Source organism: Streptococcus sp. 27098_8_134 (assembly GCF_041431675.1).
Taxonomy (GTDB): Bacteria; Bacillota; Bacilli; order Lactobacillales; family Streptococcaceae; genus Streptococcus; species Streptococcus sanguinis_R.
In genome coordinates this window covers 32,501-51,727 of the sequence record NZ_JAPVYD010000006.1, presented here as the reverse complement: position 1 = coordinate 51,727, position 19,227 = coordinate 32,501, and the positions used below count along the sequence as shown (strand labels likewise).

At 45.3% G+C, this 19,227-nt stretch carries 17 protein-coding genes; 13 read left to right on the top strand and 4 right to left on the bottom strand.

The window, feature by feature from the left end; translation table 11 throughout:
- The first annotated feature begins 168 nt into the window (after window positions 1-168).
- The 5 genes from O3620_RS11505 to O3620_RS11485 all read left to right on the top strand — a co-directional run bounded on the left by O3620_RS11505 (window position 169) and on the right by O3620_RS11485 (window position 9,197).
- On the top strand, window positions 169-4,689 hold the full coding sequence (locus O3620_RS11505; RefSeq protein ID WP_002920076.1) for a S8 family serine peptidase: 4,521 nt from the start codon (window positions 169-171) through the stop codon (window positions 4,687-4,689).
- A gap of 311 nt (window positions 4,690-5,000) precedes the next feature.
- The gene (locus O3620_RS11500; RefSeq protein WP_002920074.1) at window positions 5,001-5,762 is read left to right on the top strand and encodes a hypothetical protein; all 762 of its coding nucleotides are present in this window, start codon (window positions 5,001-5,003) and stop codon (window positions 5,760-5,762) included.
- A gap of 195 nt (window positions 5,763-5,957) precedes the next feature.
- On the top strand, window positions 5,958-6,875 hold the full coding sequence (gene glyQ, locus O3620_RS11495) for a glycine--tRNA ligase subunit alpha (protein ID WP_002893545.1): 918 nt from the start codon (window positions 5,958-5,960) through the stop codon (window positions 6,873-6,875).
- Window positions 6,876-6,877: 2 nt separating this feature from the next.
- The gene (gene glyS / locus O3620_RS11490; RefSeq protein ID WP_371601757.1) at window positions 6,878-8,917 is read left to right on the top strand and encodes a glycine--tRNA ligase subunit beta; all 2,040 of its coding nucleotides are present in this window, start codon (window positions 6,878-6,880) and stop codon (window positions 8,915-8,917) included.
- Between the two features lie 22 nt (window positions 8,918-8,939).
- Window positions 8,940-9,197 carry a DUF896 family protein gene (locus O3620_RS11485; protein WP_002916326.1) on the top strand — a complete coding sequence of 86 codons (258 nt, stop codon included), beginning with the start codon at window positions 8,940-8,942 and terminating at the stop codon, window positions 9,195-9,197.
- Between the two features lie 57 nt (window positions 9,198-9,254).
- Here the strand turns inward: O3620_RS11485 and O3620_RS11480 are convergent, their stop codons facing one another.
- The 4 genes from O3620_RS11480 to O3620_RS11465 are packed head-to-tail and all read right to left on the bottom strand — an operon-like array spanning window position 9,255 to window position 10,795.
- On the bottom strand, window positions 9,255-9,431 hold the full coding sequence (locus tag O3620_RS11480; RefSeq protein WP_371601756.1) for a hypothetical protein: 177 nt from the start codon (window positions 9,429-9,431) through the stop codon (window positions 9,255-9,257).
- Window positions 9,428-9,970, bottom strand: coding sequence for a DUF3278 domain-containing protein (locus O3620_RS11475; protein WP_371601755.1), 543 nt, complete (start codon window positions 9,968-9,970; stop codon window positions 9,428-9,430). The genes O3620_RS11480 and O3620_RS11475 overlap by 4 nt, the downstream gene beginning before the upstream one ends.
- A 31-nt stretch (window positions 9,971-10,001) precedes the next feature.
- Window positions 10,002-10,532 (bottom strand): DUF3278 domain-containing protein, encoded by a 531-nt coding sequence (locus O3620_RS11470; RefSeq protein ID WP_371601754.1) that lies wholly within the window; start codon window positions 10,530-10,532, stop codon window positions 10,002-10,004.
- A 47-nt stretch (window positions 10,533-10,579) separates the two neighbouring features.
- Window positions 10,580-10,795, bottom strand: coding sequence for a helix-turn-helix transcriptional regulator (locus tag O3620_RS11465; protein ID WP_002916318.1), 216 nt, complete (start codon window positions 10,793-10,795; stop codon window positions 10,580-10,582).
- Between the two features lie 199 nt (window positions 10,796-10,994).
- On the opposite strand from O3620_RS11465, the gene rsmH reads away from it, so the two are divergent.
- From rsmH to O3620_RS11425, 8 genes are all read left to right on the top strand, one after another.
- Window positions 10,995-11,945, top strand: a complete 951-nt coding sequence (rsmH, locus tag O3620_RS11460; protein WP_002927518.1) for a 16S rRNA (cytosine(1402)-N(4))-methyltransferase RsmH — start codon at window positions 10,995-10,997, stop codon at window positions 11,943-11,945.
- A 7-nt stretch (window positions 11,946-11,952) separates the two neighbouring features.
- On the top strand, window positions 11,953-12,276 hold the full coding sequence (ftsL, locus tag O3620_RS11455; RefSeq protein ID WP_002893529.1) for a cell division protein FtsL: 324 nt from the start codon (window positions 11,953-11,955) through the stop codon (window positions 12,274-12,276).
- Window positions 12,266-14,554: a penicillin-binding protein PBP2X gene (gene pbp2X / locus O3620_RS11450; protein WP_371601753.1), complete on the top strand. Its 2,289-nt coding sequence runs from the start codon at window positions 12,266-12,268 to the stop codon at window positions 14,552-14,554. Before ftsL ends, pbp2X begins: the two co-directional genes overlap by 11 nt.
- A 1-nt stretch (window position 14,555) precedes the next feature.
- A complete protein-coding gene (gene mraY, locus O3620_RS11445; RefSeq protein ID WP_002911286.1) occupies window positions 14,556-15,539 on the top strand; it encodes a phospho-N-acetylmuramoyl-pentapeptide-transferase in 984 nt (327 codons plus the stop codon).
- Window positions 15,540-15,643: 104 nt separating this feature from the next.
- Entirely contained in the window at window positions 15,644-16,987 is a 1,344-nt protein-coding gene (locus tag O3620_RS11440) for a DEAD/DEAH box helicase (protein ID WP_371601752.1), read from the top strand.
- Between the two features lie 246 nt (window positions 16,988-17,233).
- On the top strand, window positions 17,234-18,043 hold the full coding sequence (locus O3620_RS11435) for an amino acid ABC transporter permease (RefSeq protein WP_002893524.1): 810 nt from the start codon (window positions 17,234-17,236) through the stop codon (window positions 18,041-18,043).
- On the top strand, window positions 18,043-18,786 hold the full coding sequence (locus O3620_RS11430; RefSeq protein ID WP_223321892.1) for an amino acid ABC transporter ATP-binding protein: 744 nt from the start codon (window positions 18,043-18,045) through the stop codon (window positions 18,784-18,786). The genes O3620_RS11435 and O3620_RS11430 overlap by 1 nt, the downstream gene beginning before the upstream one ends.
- A gap of 171 nt (window positions 18,787-18,957) precedes the next feature.
- The gene (locus O3620_RS11425) at window positions 18,958-19,182 is read left to right on the top strand and encodes a DUF4059 family protein (protein ID WP_002893522.1); all 225 of its coding nucleotides are present in this window, start codon (window positions 18,958-18,960) and stop codon (window positions 19,180-19,182) included.
- Window positions 19,183-19,227: the final 45 nt, after the last annotated feature.

Below are 19,227 nucleotides of genomic sequence, written 5' to 3'. Positions count from 1 at the left end.
TATTTGTTCTGTATTTCAAATAAATAGAGACCTGAAACTTTATCATATAGCAGTTTTCTGGTTAGAACATTCGCAATTGTTACGTTTTTGTTACATTTGTTAGGAGTGTATGAATTGTCAGAAAATTTTTATTATAATATGGTTTATAAATAAAGTAAGGAGACTTCTATGCAAAGACAACGTTTTTCACTCCGTAAATACAAGTTCGGTTTGGCTTCTGTTCTGTTGGGAACTGCTCTGGTTTTTGGTGCTGGACAGGCTCAGGCAGATGAGCAGGTGACAGCTAGTTCGTCAGGGCAAGGCCTGCCGACTGCCACTGTGGTATCAGCGACTGAGCCTGCTTCTCAAGCAGCTACACCTGAGAGTCAGCCGGTAAGTCCAGCACCTGTGGAGAAAGCAGCACCAGCTTCTTCTGAATCGGCTGCTTCAAGTACAGAGCAGGCTAGTCAGCCTTCTACGGCAGATGCTAAGGAAGCATCTGTAGCTCCTGTAGAGAAAGGAGCGACTTCTTCATTAGAAGAGGCTTCTTCAAGTGCTGAGAAGGTAACTCAGCCATCTGCCACAGAGACCAAGCCGACAGATCCGGCTAGTCCGACTGCAGAGTCTCCGTCAGCCGCAAACTCAGAAAAGCCTGCTGCTAATCCTGATGCAGTAGCAGAGTCACCAACTTCTCGGGATGCTAAACCGAGCAGTATCAGTACCAATGAGATCATCAAGGTTCCTCAGACCTGGTCTCAAGGCTATAAAGGTCAAGGCCGTGTGGTAGCGATTATCGATTCAGGTCTGGATGTCCACCATGAGGTTCTGAAGATTTCTGACCCGTCAAAGGCCAAGTATCAGACAGAGGCAGCTCTGGAAGAGGCTAAGAGAAAGGCCGGTATTGACTACGGGAAGTGGTACAACAGCAAGGTTGTCTATGCCTATAACTATATCGACGGTGATGACAATATCAAGGAAAAGAATAGTTACTCGCATGGTATGCACATAACAGGGATTACAGCGGGAAATCCCAACAAGAAAGCGCCTAATAATGAGTATGTCTATGGTGTTGCGCCAGAAGCACAAGTTATGTTTATGCGGGTCTTCTCAGACCGTCAACGCACAACTAGCGACGCTATCTATATCAAAGCTATTGATGATGCGGTGGCTTTGGGGGCTGATACCATCAATATGAGTCTAGGTTCAGCAACAGGTTCAACGGTTGATGTCAGCCCTAGTCTGCAGGCCGCTATTGAGCGCGCTCGGGCCAAGGGGGTGAGTGTGATTATTGCGGCTGGTAATGACAACACCTTCGGAAGTGAATACTCTAAACCGCTGGTTGAAAATCCAGACTATGGTCTAGTTGGCAGTCCTTCAACAGCAGAAAGCTCTATCTCAGTCGCTTCTATCAATAACACTGTTCTGACAGAAGAAGTCATGGAAGTTCGTGGTCTGGAAAAGAACGATCAGCTTTTGAACGGTCATTTCAGCTACTCCATGGGTGAGACAAATGCAAACTTTGAAAAGGGCAAAGAATATGAGTATGTCCATGTTGGTCTTGGCCGTGAAGAGGACTTTGCTGGTAAGGATTTGACTGGGAAGCTGGCCCTTATCCAGCGTGGTTCCTTTACCTTTGCTGAAAAGGTTAGAAATGCCATCAGCCATGGTGCTGTTGGTGCTCTGATCTACAATAATGTCGATGGAGCTAACCTAACGATGAGCCTGGACAGTGAATCTAAAAAGGTTCCATCAGCCTTTATCAGTAAGGAATATGGAGAGGCTTTGGCAGCTGGTAATTACAAGGTAGTCTTTAATGGTCTTAAGGTCAATCGGCCGCATCCAGGAGCTGGTAGTCTGTCTGACTTCTCTAGTTGGGGTGTAACGACAGATGGCTTGCTCAAGCCAGATGTGACAGCACCAGGTGGCGATATTTACTCTTCGCTTAATGACAATACCTATGGCTCTATGAAGGGAACCAGTATGGCTACGCCTCATGTAGCTGGTGTAGCAGCTCTGGTCAAGGAATATCTCCTTCAGCATTATCCAGACTTAACACCTGCCCAGAATACAGATCTGGTCAAAGCTCTCATCATGTCTACGGCTAAGCTGCACGTCAACAAGGAAACAGGTGTCTATACTTCTCCGCGTCAGCAGGGAGCTGGTATCGTAGATACAGCAGCTGCTATTTCTACTGGTCTCTATGTGACAGGAGATAACCAATATCCTAGCGTTTCCTTGGGCAATGTCCAAGACAGCTTCACCTTTGATGTTACGGTTCATAATATCACTGATAAGGACCGGACGCTGAAGATGATTGTCAATACCAACACGGATGCGGTCAAGGATGGCTACTTTACTCTGACACCGCGCAAACTAACTGAAACAGTCTGGCCAGAAATTACTGTCAAGGCTCACAGCAGCCAGAAAGTGACGGTCAAGGTAAATACTGCTAAGTTTGCAGAAGAGTTGATCAAGCAGATGCCGAATGGCTATTTCCTAGAAGGCTTTGTCCGCTTTGTCGATCCAGCAGATGACGGCGATGTGGTTAGTCTGCCATTTATGGGCTTCCGTGGGCAATTCCAAGATCTTCCAGCTGTAGAAAGACCAATCTATAATCTGGTCCAAGAAGGCAAGTCAGGCTTCTATTACCCAGTGCCAGAGGACAAGGGTATCCTGTCTGATGACAATGTCTCTTCCCTTGTGACGGAGTCAAATGACACACTTTATTCTACCGGTCGAACAGCTGCTCGCAGCTCAATTGTACTGGGAACTGCAGAAAATGCTGATGGTAAGCATGTGCTGCAGCTGGGAGCGGATGGCAAGATTCGTCTGGCCTTCTCACCTAATGGAGATGGTAATCAGGACAGCATCCAGTATCGGACAGTTCTCTATCGCAATATCAATAATCTGACAGCTAGTGTCTATACGGCAGATGATACGGACTATCGCTTCCCAATCTGGCAGAGCAGCACGATTAGAGAAGGCCGCAAGAACTATTATAGTGGTCAGTCAGACAATCCTAAGTCCTACCTACTAGAAGATACATACTGGGATGGTCGTGATAGCAAGGGTGAGAAGCTGGAAGATGGCCTCTATACCTATGTGGTTCGCTATACACCAGATGTACCAGGTGCTAAAGAGCAGCAGATTACCTTTAAGCTGCAGATCGATACGCAGAAACCTTTGATTAGTTCAGGCTATATCAGTACCAAGGATGGCGCAGAAACCTTTACGGCTCGCAAGCCAAAAGATGTCGGCAACGGCGGTATTTTGAGAGAACAGGTCTTCTATCTGCAAGCAGATGAAAAAGGGAAAGAGACTTATAAAGCCGTGGATGATTTTGGCATTGAGCGTGATTACGAGCGTCGGGTTTACATCTCAGCCAATGCGGATGGCAGTTACACCTTGCCAAAAGGAGTGGACAAGTCTAAGATTTTCTATGTGGTAGAGGACTATGCAGGCAACCGTGATGCCATAGCTCTGTCAGAACTGGTCAGTGCTGAAAATGATGGTCGTATCCGTGTCGCTCTGGTAGATGCTAATACACGTCAGGATGTATCGTCGACCTTTGTCTATCGAATCAAGGATAGCAAGGGCAAGTATGTCGAACTGGACAAGGGCAAGAAAATCAACGCTCTGCCATTTGGCCGCTATACAGCAGAGATCTTTACTTATGATAAGGATGGGCTTCGTTTCTATAGCGATCTGACTCAGGAGTTTGAGCTGACAGCCCAAGATAGCTTTAAGACGATTGAGTTTCTAGTCAAGAAGCTGGTCTTTGCACCGGTCAGCGTTGCCTTTGATCAAGCTGTTCCGAAGAATACCCAAGTGGTTCTCAAGAATAATAATGGGGATGCCTATACGCTTCCAGCAGAACTGTTTGGCAAGCATGCCTTTGGAAGATCCGTAGCAGCTGGATTCTACTCTGTCTTTGTCAACCTGCCGACTGGCTACGAGCTCTGGGAAAATGAGCCGACTGTCGAGGTCAAAGAAGGTAAGAATAACCTGCTGAAGCTGGGAGTTATCGTCAAGTCAGGCTTGCTGGCAGCTGTCAATCAGCAGTCTAGTCTGGTCGGCACTGCTCAGTATTACAATGCTTCTGCAGCGAAGCGCACAGCCTACGACCAAGCCTATCAGGCAGCCAAGGAAGCTTTGACAAGCAAACTGACCCAAACGCAAGTCGATGCCGTAAGAGCAAAACTAGAAACAGCATCTGCTGATCTAGACGGCAAGGACTCTGATATTGCTGCGGTTAAAGCGGCAGTAGAGGCTTATGCGGCTACCACTAAGACAGGTACTTATGCCAATGCTAAGGATAAGACTCGTCGCGCTTATGACAAGGCCTTCCAAGCAGTCGCTCTGCTCTTGGTGCAGGACAAGGTGACCCAGGAGCAAATTGATACTGCCCTGGCTCAGCTGACTACAGCAGAGAAGAAGCTGGATGGCAAGGCGACTAACTTTACCAATCTCAAGAAGCTAGTCGATGATGAAGTGCATTACCAAGCCATCAGCAATAAGTTTATCTATGCTACTGACGCGGTTAAGGCGGCTTATCTAGAGGCTTATGCACAGGCTAAGGAAGTTTTGACCAATCCAGGTGCCAGCCAGGAAGATGTCAAAGAAGCCATCGCCAATCTTAGAGCAGCCAAGAGAAAACTTGATGGCAGAAAGCCAAGAGTTGTGAGACCGAAAAAACCTAAACAAGTCTAATTGGTTTAGATTAGTTAAAATCCCTTAAGTTGAAACTTGAGGGATTTTTAGATAAGTATTTTACATTGGCCCTATTTTCTGCTATAATCTTTTTTAGAAAGAATTCTCATTGTCTACTTTTTAGCGAGTTCGGGCTAGTGTGAGCCGGATAGGGAAGCAGTGCAGATGGCGCTTTCGGTTATAATTTTTAAAGTAATGAAGTAATAAATTAGGGTGGAACCGCGTCTTGACGCCCCTAGGTGAAATAGCCTAGGACTGTCGGATGTGGTTCTTTTGCGTACTGAATCCATTGTTCGAAAGAAAGGAGATTCGTGGAGAACCTTTATCTTGTAAAAGACGAGAACCAATTAGCAGCTTTTCGAGATTTCGTCGCAAAGAATTCCGCAAAGTTGCAGGATTATCTAACATTTTTAAAAGACGAGTTTGCGGTTTATGACTTGCCGCAAGCCATCATTTGGTCCGATTTTGATTCTGCTACGCAGATCATTCGGGAAATTCCTGTACCAGCCTATACAAATGATAGGCGGATGGTTATGACTCCCGAATTGACGGTTTGGAAAGATTTGTATCTCCTTCAGTTGGAGAATTACGAGACCTCTCACCAAACTCAAGCAATAGCAAACCACTATCAGTCTTTGTCTGAAAATTCTCTCTTACAGATTGTAGGACATGAGTTGGCTCATTGGTCGGAGCATTTTTTAGATGACTTTGATGGATACGGTGCCTATATCTGGTTTGAAGAAGGGATGGTTGAGTATATTAGCCGCAAGTATTTCTTTACAGATGAGGGATTTCAAACGGAAAAGGCCTGTAATCAGTCTCTTGTTGAGCTCTTTCAGAAAAAGCACGGTTGGCACTCATTGAATGATTTCGGCACTTCGACTTATCAAGGGAATTATGCTAGTATTTTTTACGAATACTGGCGCAGTTTTTTGACAGTCGACAAGCTAGTAGAAAATCTAGGCAGTGTGCAAGCGGTGTCTGATTCTTATCGTCATTGGGCAAACACAGATAAAACACTTCCCTTGTTGGATTGGTTCATACAGCAGAAAATAATAGACAAAGAGATATAAACAAAAGGAGTAACTAATGTCTAAGAAGTTAACATTTTACCTCGCCAAAGTCAATTGCGAACCTAAAGGTTCGATTGACTAACGACAACCGCTATGGGGCGGTTTGTCTAGGCGATATACTAGCTTTTCAAAAGGGAAATAATCGTTCCCTTTTGAACGCTTCGCAAGAATCTCAAGAAACTAAAGGAGTAACAAATGTCTAAAAAATTGACTTTTCAAGAAATTATCCTGACTCTACAACAGTTCTGGAATGACCAGGGTTGTATGCTCATGCAGGCTTATGATAATGAGAAGGGGGCGGGAACGATGAGTCCCTATACCTTCCTGCGGGCTATTGGGCCAGAGCCTTGGAATGCGGCCTACGTAGAGCCTTCTCGTCGGCCAGCAGATGGCCGCTATGGAGAAAATCCGAACCGTCTTTATCAGCACCATCAATTTCAGGTGGTCATGAAGCCATCTCCAAGCAATATCCAAGAGCTTTATTTGCAGTCTTTGGAGCTCTTGGGCATCAATCCATTGGAGCACGATATCCGCTTTGTCGAGGATAACTGGGAAAACCCGTCAACTGGCTCTGCTGGTCTGGGCTGGGAAGTCTGGCTGGATGGTATGGAAATCACTCAGTTCACCTACTTCCAGCAGGTCGGAGGCCTACCAACTCAACCGGTGACTGCTGAGGTGACTTATGGTCTGGAGCGTCTGGCTTCTTATATCCAAGAAGTGGACTCTGTCTATGACATTGAGTGGGCTGATGGCGTTAAGTACGGCGAAATTTTCACGCATCCTGAGTATGAACATTCCAAGTACAGCTTTGAGGTCAGCGACCAAGACTTGCTCCTGGGGAATTTTGAAAAGTTTGAAGCAGAAGCCAAGCGCTGTCTGGACGAGCATCTGGTGCACCCGGCCTATGACTATGTTCTCAAATGCTCGCATACCTTTAACCTCTTGGATGCGCGTGGAGCCGTATCTGTGACAGAGCGGGCTGGTTACATTGCCCGTATTCGTAATCTGGCGCGTGTTGTGGCCAAGACCTTTGTGGCTGAGCGCAAGCGTCTGGGCTATCCGCTTTTGGATGCAGAGACTCGCGAGAAACTCTTGGCAGAGGAGGGAGAATAATCATGGTAAAAAATTTATTAGTTGAATTAGGCTTGGAGGAAATGCCAGCCTATGTCGTGACACCGAGCATGAAGCAGCTGCGCGACAAGATGGGAGCCTTCCTGACAGACCATCGTCTGACCTTTGAGAAAATTGAAATGTTCTCCACACCGCGTCGTCTGGCGGTGCGCGTGGTTGGCTTGGCGGATAAGCAGTCTGATCTGACAGAAGATTTCAAAGGCCCTTCTAAGAAAATTGCTCTGGACGCAGATGGCAACTTTACCAAGGCTGCAGAAGGCTTTGTCCGTGGCAAGGGCTTGACGGTTGAGGACATTACTTTCCGTGAAATCAAGGGCGAAGAATACGTCTATGTGACCAAGGAAGAAATCGGCCGTCCGGTAGAGGAAATCATCCCAGCAGTGACAGAAGTTCTGCAAGCCCTGACCTTCCCTGTCAGCATGCACTGGGCCAACAATACCTTTGAATACATCCGTCCGGTCCACACCTTGACTGTACTCTTAGATGAGGAAGCCTTTGACTTGAATTTCTTGGACATCAAGAGCGGCCGTACTAGCCGTGGGCACCGTTTCTTGGGGAAAGAAACAGAGATTGCTTCAGCAGATTCCTATGAAGATGACCTACGAGCTCAGTTTGTCATTGCCAGTCCTCTTGAGCGGGGAGATATGATTGTTGAGCAGATTCGAGCACTGGAAGAGGAGCACGGAGTTTCTATAGAGATTGACGAAGACCTGCTCAATGAAGTGTTGAATCTGGTAGAATATCCAACTGCTTTCCTAGGTAATTTTGACGCCAAATACTTAGAGGTGCCTGAGGAAGTCTTGGTAACTTCCATGAAAGAGCACCAGCGTTACTTTGTTGTGCGCGATGGTGGAGGCAAACTTTTACCACACTTTATCTCTGTTCGCAATGGAAATGCAGAGCATTTAGAAAATGTCATCAAGGGAAATGAAAAAGTCTTGGTGGCTCGTCTGGAAGATGGGGAATTCTTCTGGCGGGAAGACCAAAAGCTGGCTATTGCCGACTTGGTTGAAAAGCTGAGCAATGTGACCTTCCACGAAAAGATTGGCTCTCTGGCAGAGCACATGGAGCGGACTGGTAAGATTGCTGCTCTCTTGGCGCAAGAAGCAGGATTGGATGCTGATGAGACAGCTGACTTGGCTCGTGCAGCGGCTATTTATAAGTTTGACCTGCTGACTGGCATGGTTGGCGAATTTGATGAGCTGCAAGGTATCATGGGTGAAAAGTATGCTCTTCTGGCTGGTGAGAATGCTGCGGTGGCAGCTGCCATTCGGGAGCACTATATGCCGACTTCAGCAGATGGGGAATTGCCTGACACCAAGGTCGGAGCAGTCTTGGCTCTGGCTGATAAGCTGGATACTATTCTGTCTTTCTTCTCAGTTGGCTTGATTCCAAGCGGTTCCAATGATCCTTATGCTCTGCGACGTGCGACTCAGGGCGTTGTGCGTATCTTGGACAAGTTTGGCTGGAACATTGACTTGGCTCAGCTTCTTGGTCGACTTTACGAACTGAAATTTGATAGCCTAAGTTATGACAATCAAGCAGCTGTGCTGGATTTCTTCCGTGCCCGCGTTGAGAAGATGATGGATCGCAGCATTCCGAAAGACATCGTGACGGCTGTTCTTCAAAGCACTCACTTCGTCGTACGTGATTTGGTAGAAACAGCTGCGCTTCTAGCAGAAAAAGCTCAGGAAGATAACTTTAAGCCAGCAGTAGAAAGTCTATCTCGGGTCTTCAATCTGGCTGAGAAAGCCCAAGGGCAGACAGCTGTCAATTCAGCACTCTTTGAAAATCAAGAGGAAAAAGACTTGGCTGCAGCCATTGAGAAAGTGGAGCTGACATCTGACTTAGCTACCAATCTGGACCAACTCTTTGCTCTCAGTCCAGTTATTGATGCTTTCTTTGACCATACCATGGTCATGGCAGAAGATGAGACTGTGCGTAACAACCGTCTAGCTCTCCTGTCTTCTTTGACAGCCAAAGCGGGACAAATGGCTCAGTTTAATCAGATTAATACCAAATAAAAGGTAAGAGAGAGGTAGAATCATGGATCCTAAAAAAATTGAACGTATCAATGAACTGGCTAAAAAGAAAAAAACGGAAGGCCTAACTGCTGAGGAAAAAGTGGAACAGGCCAAGCTTCGTGAAGAGTACATCGAAGGCTACCGTCGTTCTGTTCGCCATCATATTGAAGGCATCAAGATTGTTGACGAGGATGGTAATGATGTAACGCCTGAAAAATTGCGTCAAGTTCAGCGTGAGAAAGGTCTTCATGGCCGCAGTCTGGATGACCCAGAGTCTTAAGTTAATATAAAAAAATCCCTCGCTAGGAAGTTAGAAAGTTCCTGTCGAGGGATTCTTTTATTCTTGTTTATGTTTTTTCAAAATGCGGAGGGCTATATAGATGCAGCTAACGATGATTGCTACATCCAGCCAGAAAATCCAAGGCTCCGTGATACGGAAAAAGAAATAAGCAGCGATGGCAATAATGAGGCATAGAATCCCTAAATCCATTTTTTCTTTGAGATTGAGTCTCATAGGTCTTCTTCCTCCTTTTTTTGTGCTTGACGAATCTTTCCTTTGGCAATGAAATGCATCATCAGTCCAAATCCAAGACCAGCAGCTAATCCAGCTATAATGAGTTTTGGCTGAAGCAAAACTTGTAGGATATCTTTCTTTTCCATGACAGCTATCATGATGCTAAAGAGAGGGTAAAAGAGCAGCCAATAGGAGAAACCTGCTTTGAGACCAGCATGTTTCATAGCTTTTTCTTCTTTTTCATCCTGAAGTCCTAGCTCTAGGTCATCAATTCCTTTGCGCCGTGCTTGAATAACTATATAGACACAGAAGCCGAGGATAAGGATTTCCAGCAGGATAGGATAAGCAACAGCGATAATTTTGGGCCATCGAAAGGCTAGGGGAAAGGCGATGGCATTGCCAAAAATCAGAATAAAGAAAAGCCAAATAAAGCCTATATTTCCTAAGTGCTCAGCCTGTTGGCGCTTTTGCTCGTCCAAAGGTCCAGTAATGCCGTAAAATCGTTTAATCATCTTGTCTGAGAATGTTTCTTTTTTCATGTTTGAGTCCTTTCTAGCTTAAGTCGAGGGATTATTCGCTCTGTTCAGTATGGTGTTTGCGTGATTTGAAGTAAAAGCTGATAAAAATACCTAAAATGCTAGCGATCAAGGCTGTTTTTAGGATTCGATCAGCTTGTAAAAAGAGAGTGAAAAAGTCTTGCTTGAGAGTGACTGCTTCTACAAGGCTAAAGATAGGATGAAAAGTCAACCCAACGAAGAGAGCAATCTTAAGACCAGGATATTGAAGCTTGCGCTTTTCTTTTTCACTCATGAGTTCCAAATCCAAATCTGCCAGGTGCTCTTTCTCAGACCTGAAGTAAATGATACCAGCTATTATAAAGGTAAGAAGCTCTATAATAATGGGGTAAATTCGAGCATCTAAGCCTGGATAGATATCGGCTAGCATGAAAGCTAGGAAATTACCAACTTGCAAAATCAAGAAAAGCCAGATAAAGCCTATATTTCCTAAATGCTCAGCCTGTTGGCGCTTCTGCTCATCCAAAGGTCCAGTAATACCGTAAAATCGTTTGATCATCTTGTCTGAGAATGTTTCTTTTTTCATGTTTGAGTCCTTTCTTTAGGTATGAAATTTGCTGCAGGGAAGAATTCTTAGTCCTCTGAATCTTCATCTGTCAGCTGGGGATCCCAAAAGAGGGCGTTGAGGTCAGTATCCAGCGCTCTAGCCAGATTGATACAGAGCTCGAGGGTGGGGTTGTATTTGTTGTTTTCAATCATATTGATAGTTTGCCGCGATACCCCGATAGACTTGGCCAACTCTAGCTGGGACATCTTTTTTTCTTTTCGAAATTCTTTGACACGATTCATTACACCCTTCCTTTCTAATACTATAACTGATAACTTTCAGTAAGTTTGTCAGTTATATTTGACTTTTATTTTATGCTAGTATAATACTTTTCAAAAAAGTGTCAAGTATATCTGACAAAAAATTTAAAAAAGGATTTCATCCGCTTACTTTTTCTTTTAAATTTTTTTTTGCTTTTGAATGTGATATAATAAGTAAGATATGACAAACGAATTTCATCACATTACTGTTCTTCTTCATGAAACGGTTGACCAGCTGGCGGTTAAGCCTGACGGCATCTATGTCGATGCGACCCTTGGGGGTGCTGGTCACAGCGAATATCTTTTGAGCCAGCTCGGAGACGAAGGGCATCTCTATGCCTTTGATCAGGACCAGACGGCTATTGACAATGCTAAAAAGCGCCTGGCTCCTTATGTAGAGCGGGGGATGGTGACCTTTATTAAGGACAATTTCCGTCACCTCAAGAGCCGTTTGCAAGAAGCCGGTGTGGAAGAAATTGATGGAATTTGTTATGACTTAGGCGTTTCCAGCCCTCAGCTGGATCAGCGTGAGCGTGGTTTTTCCTATAAACAGGATGCGCCTTTGGATATGCGCATGAACCGCGATGCAGCCTTGACAGCTTTTGAGGTTGTCAATCATTATAGCTATCAGGATTTGGTACGAATCTTTTTTAAATATGGCGAAGACAAGTTTTCTAAGCAGATTGCTCGCAAGATTGAGCAGGCTAGAAGTGTCAAACCCATTGAAACAACGACAGAACTGGCTGAAATTATCAAGTCAGCCAAGCCAGCTAAGGAGCTGAAGAAGAAAGGCCATCCAGCCAAGCAGATTTTTCAGGCCATTCGGATTGAGGTCAATGATGAGTTGGGAGCGGCGGATGAGTCTATTCAGCAAGCTATTGATTTGCTGGCGGTGGACGGCCGGATTGCGGTCATTACTTTTCATTCGCTGGAAGACCGTCTGACCAAGCAGCTTTTCAAGGAAGCATCAACAGTGGATGTTCCAAAGGGCTTGCCCTTCATCCCTGATGAACTGCAGCCTAAGCTGGAGCTGGTCAGCCGCAAACCAATTTTACCAAGCAAAGAAGAATTAGAAAGCAATAACCGGGCTCATTCCGCCAAGCTGCGCGTAGCCCGTAAGATACACAAGTGAGGAAGAAATGTCAGAAAAAAGACCAAACCCGCTTCAAGATCAGATGAGAAAATTTTCCCGAGTTGAGAAGGCCTTTTACGGCTCCATCGTTTTGACTGCCATTATTTTAGCGGTCAGCATCGTCTTTATGCAGACCAAGCTATTGCAGGTGGACCGGGATTTGACGGAAGTCAATACGCAGATTGAGGCGGAGCAGACAGAACTGGCCGACATCAAGCAGGAAGTCAATGAACTGACCCGCTATGAAAGGCTGTCTCAGTTAGCCAGCTCTCAGGATATGAAACTCCAGAAGGGAAATCGTAAAACAGTGAGTTCAACGGATGAAGAATAGAATTTTTGAAAAAATTAAAAAATACGCCCTGAAAAATAGGCAAACCCCTGAATACAATCGGCGGCAAGTGGGAAAGAGCATGAGCATCTTAGCTATCTTTCTCTTTTTCGTTTTCTTGATTAATTTTGCCATCATTATCGGGACAGACCAGAAGTTCGGTGTTAATTTATCAAAGGGAGCAGAAGTGGTCCATCAAAAGACTGTCACAGTCGCTGCCCGGCGGGGAACGATTTATGACCGAAATGGGGTTCCCATTGCAGAGGATGCCACGACTTATAATGTCTATGCCATTATTGACAAGAGTTACAAGTCAGCTACTGGCAAGATTCTCTACGTAGAAGAATCCCAGTATGATAAGGTGGCAGAGATTTTCAATCAATACCTAGAGCTGGATAAGGACTACGTCAAAACCCAGCTGTCTCAGAAAAATCTCAAGCAGGTTTCCTTCGGGGCACAGGGCAATGGCATTACCTACAGTAATATGAATGCTATGCGGGAAGCCTTTGAAGCTGCTGGTATTGAAGGGATTGACTTTACTACCAGTCCTAACCGCAGTTATAATAACGGTGTGTTCGCTTCTCAGTTTATCGGTCTTGCCCAGCTGCAGGAGGATAAGGAAGGCAATAAGACTCTGAAAGGGACTTCTGGCATGGAGCAGGCACTGGATAGGATTCTTGCTGGTCAGAATGGGATTGTGACCTATGAAAAAGACCGAAACGGTAATGTTGTACCTGGGTCAGAAAAGGTCTCTGTACAGGCAGAAGACGGCAAGGATGTTTATACAACGCTGTCAGCTGATTTGCAAACCTACCTAGAAACGCGGATGAATGCCTTCCAGGAAAAGGTTAAAGGCAAGTTTGTCAATGCAACCTTGGTCAGTGCCAAGACCGGTGAAATCCTAGCCACTTCTCAACGGCCTACCTATAACGCCGATACCAAGGAAGGATTGAATGAGAAAAATCTAGGCAACTGGAACACCATGCTCTATCAAGGCCAGTACGAGCCTGGATCTACTATGAAGGTTATGACCCTGGCTTCAGCTATTGATAATGGCAGCTTTAATCCTAACGATACCTATGACAGTAGAGAATACAAGGTTATGGATGCGACCATTCGGGACTGGAACGTCAACATGGGGATTTCAGAAGGGGAAACTCTGACCTTTGCCCAAGGATTTACCTATTCCAGTAACGTCGGTATGACTATTCTGGAGCAGAAGATGGGCAATGACAAGTGGCTGGACTACTTGAGTAAGTTTAAGTTTGGTCTGCCGACTCGTTTTGGTATGGGTAATGAAACCTATGGCTCCTTGCCAGGTGATAACTATGTTACGATTGCCATGAGCTCCTTCGGTCAAGGGATTGGTGTGACCCAAGTGCAGATGCTGCGAGCCTTCTCGTCCGTTGCCAATGACGGCGTTATGGTAGAACCTAAGTTTATCAATGCTATCCATGATCCTAAAACCAATACAGCTCGTAAGACTGCGACGGAAATTATCGGAAATCCTGTCTCAGAAAAAGCAGCTCAAACCACTCGGGATTATATGGTTCAAGTCGGAACAGACGCCTACCATGGAACCCTGAATGTCGGTGGAGAACCCGTCATTCAAGTGGCTGGTCAGAATGTCGCTGTTAAGTCAGGGACCGCTCAGATTGCTTCTGAAAATGGTTATCTAGAGGGTGAGAACGACTATATCTATTCAGTTGTTGCCATGACGCCAGCAGAAAATCCTGAATTTATCATGTATGTGACAGTTCAGCAGCCTGAAGAAAAATTCCAGCCTATATTCTGGCAGGAAGTGGTCAATCCGGTCTTAGAAGAAGCAGTCGCTCTCAAAGACAGCCTTAATCTGACAACGGAAGCGACTCCGGCTCTTGAAACAGTCACTGAAGAAACCAGTTATAAAATGCCATCAGTTGAAAAACTGACCAAGCAACTAGGTCTGAAACATCAAATCAGTCCTGGCGGTCTGGCAGATGAATTGCGCCGCAACCTCGTCCAACCAATTGTACTGGGAACAGGTGGCAAGATTAAAAAAGTATCTGTCAAAGAGGGCAAAAATCTCAAGGCCAACCAGCAGGTTTTGATCTTGTCAGATGATTTAGAAAGTCTGCCTGATATGTACGGCTGGACCAAGGCCAATGTCGAACGTTTCGCGAAGTGGCAGGACATTGAAGTCACTTTCAAAGGAGAGGGCTCCAAGGTCGTCAAGCAGAGCGAGAAGACCAATACTTCGCTGAAAAATCTCAAGAAAATAACAATCACAATGGGAGACTAATATGCTTATTGCTCTTATTGCAGGAATCGTAACTTTTATCCTAACTATCATCGGCATTCCTGCCTTTATTCGTTTTTACCATAAGGCTCGTATCACAGGCCAACAGATGCACGAAGATGTTAAGCAGCATCAGGCTAAAGCCGGAACGCCAACCATGGGTGGCACAGTCTTTCTCTTGACATCCGTTCTGGCCAGCTTTGTTATCGGTCTGTTTTCGCATCAGTTGTCCAACGGCCTCATCATGATTCTTTTTATCTTGGTTCTGTATGGCGTTGTCGGTTTTTTAGACGACTTCCTCAAGGTGTTTCGTAAGATAAACGAGGGTCTTAATCCCAAGCAGAAACTGTTTTTGCAGCTTGTCGGCGGAGTTGTCTTTTACTTCTTTTATAATCAGCACGGTGCAGGTGACCAGCTGAATATCTTCACCGTTCCTGTCCAGATAGGCTTCCTTTATGTCTTTTTCGTCCTTTTTTGGCTGATTGGCTTTTCCAATGCTGTCAATCTGACGGATGGAATTGATGGTTTGGCCAGTATCTCGGTGGTCATTAGCTTGGTGGCCTATGCTGTAATTGCTGTTGAGCAGAAGCGTTTTGATATTTTGATTGTCATCATCAGTATGATTGGTGGCTTGCTAGGCTTCTTTGTTTTCAACCATAAGCCTGCTAAAATCTTCATGGGAGATGTGGGAAGCTTGGCTTTGGGTGGTATGTTGGCTGCTATCTCCATTTCCCTTCACCAAGAGTGGACCCTGCTCTTGATTGGTATCGTCTATGTGTTTGAAACGACCTCGGTCATGATGCAGGTGACTTACTTCAAGCTGACCGGCGGCAAGCGAATTTTCCGGATGACCCCGGTTCATCACCACTTTGAGCTGGGAGGCCTAACTGGTCATGGCAAGGAGTGGAGCGAGTGGAAGGTAGATTTCTTCTTCTGGGGAATCGGTATCGTGGGTAGTCTTTTGACCCTGGCTATCCTATATCTATAGCAAGAAGCGAGTCTCAGACTCGCTTTTCTGCTTCTTAGATTTGAGGGTAAGCAGGATGGTCAATTTTTTGGTATAATAGTTAGGATAATAGAATAGAGGACAAGATGAAATTTACAGAATTTAAGTTTAAAGATTATATTCAGGAAGCGCTCAGGGATTTGAACTTCGTTGAAGCGACTCCAGTCCAAGAGAAGCTGATTCCAGTGGTATTGTCAGGTCGGGATTTGGTCGGTGAGTCCAAGACAGGCTCTGGGAAGACCCACACATTTTTGCTGCCGATCTTTCAAATGCTGGATGAGGAGGCAGACAGTGTGGAGGCTGTCATTACAGCCCCAAGTCGGGAGCTGGCAGCGCAGATTTATCAGGCTTCTCGGCAGTTAGCTAGCTTTTCTGAAAGAGAGATTCGGGTGGCTAACTATGTCGGTGGGACTGACAAGGCTCGTCAGATTGGGAAGTTAGAGTCTAGTCAGCCTCATATCGTCATTGGAACGCCTGGTCGAATTTATGACTTGGTAGAGTCTGGCGACTTGGCCATTCACAAGGCCAAGACCTTTGTCGTTGACGAGGCAGATATGACACTGGACATGGGCTTTTTGGCGACGGTTGATAAGATTGCAGGCCGGTTGCCTAAAGATTTGCAGTTTCTCGTTTTTTCAGCGACCATTCCGCAGAAGCTTCAGCCTTTTTTGAAAAAATACCTGTCTAATCCAGTGATTGAGCAGATTAAGACCAAGACGGTCATTGCGGACACCATTGAAAACTGGCTTCTGTCAACCAAGGGACGAGACAAGAATGCCCAGATTTATCAAATCAGTCAGCTCCTGCAGCCTTATCTGGCTATGATTTTTGTTAATACCAAGACGAGGGCAGATGAGCTGCACAGCTATCTGACAGCTCAAGGGCTCAAAGTTGCTAAAATTCATGGAGACATTGCTCCGCGGGAGCGCAAGCGCATCATGAATCAGGTCAAGAATCTGGATTTTGAGTACATTGTCGCTACTGACTTGGCAGCGCGGGGGATTGATATCGAAGGTGTCAGCCATGTTATCAATGATGCCATTCCTCAGGACTTGTCTTTCTTTGTCCATCGGGTAGGCCGGACCGGCCGTAATGGTCTTCCTGGTACAGCCATTACTCTCTACCAGCCGAGTGATGACTCAGATATTCGGGAGTTAGAAAAGATGGGGATTAAGTTCATTCCCAAGATGATAAAAGATGACGAGTTCCAGGATACCTACGACCGAGACCGTCGGGCCAATCGGGAAAAGAGCCGGGAGAAGCTGGACACGGAAATGCTGGGGCTGGTAAAGAAGAAAAAGAAAAAAATCAAACCAGGCTACAAGAAAAAAATTCAGTGGGCTGTTAACGAAAAGCGCCGCAAGACCAAGCGAGCAGAGAATCGTGCACGTGGCCGGGCAGAGCGTAAGGCTAAGCGCCAAACCTTTTAGTGATATACTTTTCTTATCGCTGTGATAAGAAAAATATATTAGTCTTTATGGAAGAGATATGATAGACTAGTGAAACTAGTCTATTTTTATATTGGGCTTAGTGTGGCTTATTTGATATTTAGGAACACGAGATTTTCACTAGCTGCTCATGTTTTGACTGCTAAAAGACAATAAAAGCGAAGCAAATTCTTTGTTTTGTTCCAGAATTGTGTTAAAATATTTCATTATCAAGAAAAGGAAGTAATAATGGTGGTTACAACTTATCTTCTGACAACTGGTTGGTATGAGGAGTTCCTCAAGTTCATTCCAGATGGTAAATTATTTAGTTTAAGGGCTGTTTTTGAGGCCATTCCGGGCATTTTGCAAAATCTGCCAATCACCCTTCTCTTGACAGCGGGTGGTGCAGTCTTTGGTATTCTGCTTGCCATGGTTTTTGCTATCGTCAAGATTAATCGGGTTAAAGTCCTGTATCCGATTCAGGCTTTCTTTGTCAGCTTTCTGAGAGGAACACCGCTGCTGGTCCAGCTCATGCTGACCTATTTTGGGATTCCTTTATTGCTCAAGGCCATCAATCAGAAGTATGGCACAAGCTTTAATATCAACGAGATTCCAGCGTCTGTCTTTGCGATTGTTGCCTTTGCTTTCAACGAAGCGGCTTATGCCAGTGAGACCATCCGGGCAGCAATTTTGTCCGTAGATCCGGGAGAAATTGAGGCTGCACGCAGCTTAGGAATGACCAACAAGCAGGTTTATATGCGTGTCATTATCCCCAATGCAGCAGTAGTGGCGACACCTAGTCTGATTAATTCCCTGATTGGCTTAACCAAGGGAACTTCTCTGGCCTTTAGTGCCGGTGTAGTGGAAATTTTTGCCAAGGCGCAGGCTATCGCGGGGGCGGACTACCGTTACTTTGAGCGTTTTATTTCGGTTTCGCTGATTTATTGGGCAGTCAATATTCTCATTGAGCAACTTGGCCGCTGGATCGAAAAGATGATGGATATCAAACAGCCGGATAAATTTGAATCGCTTCAGCAAGCAGAAGGAGAAGGAATCTGATGATTAATATTTCACATTTAAGTAAGACTTTTTCAGGTCAAAAGGTTCTGGATGATCTCAGTTTGGACATTAAAAAAGGCGAAGTGGTAGCTTTGATTGGCTCTTCGGGTGCTGGTAAGTCAACCTTTCTCCGTAGCCTCAACTATCTGGAACAGCCAGATAGCGGAAAGATTGCTATCGACGGTTTCAAAGTGGATTTTTCAAGGATTTCCAAAGATGAGATTTTGCTACTGCGCCGCAAGCTAGCCATGGTTTTTCAGCAGTTTAACCTCTTTTCCCGTCGGACGGCTCTGGAAAATGTCAAGGAAGGTCTGCTGGTAGTTAAGAAACTGTCAGACCAAGAAGCGACTAAGATAGCCAAGGAAGAGTTAGCAAAAGTTGGCTTGTCAGACCGAGAAAATCACTATCCTAGACATTTGTCAGGCGGTCAGAAGCAGCGGGTTGCCTTAGCAAGGGCTTTGGCTATGAATCCAGATGTTCTTTTGCTAGACGAGCCGACCTCAGCCTTGGATCCCGAGTTGGTCGGAGAAGTAGAGAAATCAATCGCTGATGCAGCCAAGTCTGGCCAGACCATGATTCTGGTCAGTCATGATATGTCCTTTGTCGCTCAGGTGGCTGACAGGGTGCTCTTTTTGGACAAGGGGAAAATCATAGAGTCTGGGACACCAGATGAGATCATCCATCATCCAAAGGAAGAAAGAACCAAGGAATTTTTTGCTAGTTACAAACGGACCTATATTTGATATAATAGAGACAGTGAAGGCTCAGTTGGCTAGACCAGCTGAGTTTGTTTTCAGTCTTAGCGTACAGTGGAGCAGGCTTTCTTGTCTAGTGGGTGTTTTATGCTGACGGTTAGATTTGGGGTTGTTACCTTTCTTTGCACTACGAGGCTGATTGACCTTTGAGGAGTTGACATGTTAGATCAAATATTTGCACTTTATATCGAGAGCTTGCTTTATACTGCAGTCGGTGTAGGGATCATTGCGGGTTTATGGATTGGACTGCGGATGATTCGCCGCAAGGATAAGACGGCTAAGGAGCGCCAGAGTCATCTGTACGATGTCCTTCTGATTGTCATTATGACGATTCCAGTCCTGTCTTTTGCGACGCTGGGCCTGCTCATTGTCCTAAAAGCTTAAATGCTTGTAAAACTGTAGAAAAGTTGTTAGAATAATTCTAGTTAC

What these genes read in the sequence shown, in the direction of transcription:
- O3620_RS11505 (WP_002920076.1), top strand. Translation starts at nt 169, where the DNA reads ATGCAAAGACAACGTTTTTCACTCCGTAAATACAAGTTCGGTTTGGCT.
- glyQ (WP_002893545.1), top strand. Translation starts at nt 5,958, where the DNA reads ATGTCTAAAAAATTGACTTTTCAAGAAATTATCCTGACTCTACAACAG.
- glyS (WP_371601757.1), top strand. Translation starts at nt 6,878, where the DNA reads ATGGTAAAAAATTTATTAGTTGAATTAGGCTTGGAGGAAATGCCAGCC.
- O3620_RS11485 (WP_002916326.1), top strand. Translation starts at nt 8,940, where the DNA reads ATGGATCCTAAAAAAATTGAACGTATCAATGAACTGGCTAAAAAGAAA.
- O3620_RS11480 (WP_371601756.1), bottom strand. Translation starts at nt 9,431, where the DNA reads ATGAGACTCAATCTCAAAGAAAAAATGGATTTAGGGATTCTATGCCTC.
- O3620_RS11475 (WP_371601755.1), bottom strand. Translation starts at nt 9,970, where the DNA reads ATGAAAAAAGAAACATTCTCAGACAAGATGATTAAACGATTTTACGGC.
- O3620_RS11470 (WP_371601754.1), bottom strand. Translation starts at nt 10,532, where the DNA reads ATGAAAAAAGAAACATTCTCAGACAAGATGATCAAACGATTTTACGGT.
- O3620_RS11465 (WP_002916318.1), bottom strand. Translation starts at nt 10,795, where the DNA reads ATGAATCGTGTCAAAGAATTTCGAAAAGAAAAAAAGATGTCCCAGCTA.
- rsmH (WP_002927518.1), top strand. Translation starts at nt 10,995, where the DNA reads ATGACAAACGAATTTCATCACATTACTGTTCTTCTTCATGAAACGGTT.
- ftsL (WP_002893529.1), top strand. Translation starts at nt 11,953, where the DNA reads ATGTCAGAAAAAAGACCAAACCCGCTTCAAGATCAGATGAGAAAATTT.
- pbp2X (WP_371601753.1), top strand. Translation starts at nt 12,266, where the DNA reads ATGAAGAATAGAATTTTTGAAAAAATTAAAAAATACGCCCTGAAAAAT.
- mraY (WP_002911286.1), top strand. Translation starts at nt 14,556, where the DNA reads ATGCTTATTGCTCTTATTGCAGGAATCGTAACTTTTATCCTAACTATC.
- O3620_RS11440 (WP_371601752.1), top strand. Translation starts at nt 15,644, where the DNA reads ATGAAATTTACAGAATTTAAGTTTAAAGATTATATTCAGGAAGCGCTC.
- O3620_RS11435 (WP_002893524.1), top strand. Translation starts at nt 17,234, where the DNA reads ATGGTGGTTACAACTTATCTTCTGACAACTGGTTGGTATGAGGAGTTC.
- O3620_RS11430 (WP_223321892.1), top strand. Translation starts at nt 18,043, where the DNA reads ATGATTAATATTTCACATTTAAGTAAGACTTTTTCAGGTCAAAAGGTT.
- O3620_RS11425 (WP_002893522.1), top strand. Translation starts at nt 18,958, where the DNA reads ATGTTAGATCAAATATTTGCACTTTATATCGAGAGCTTGCTTTATACT.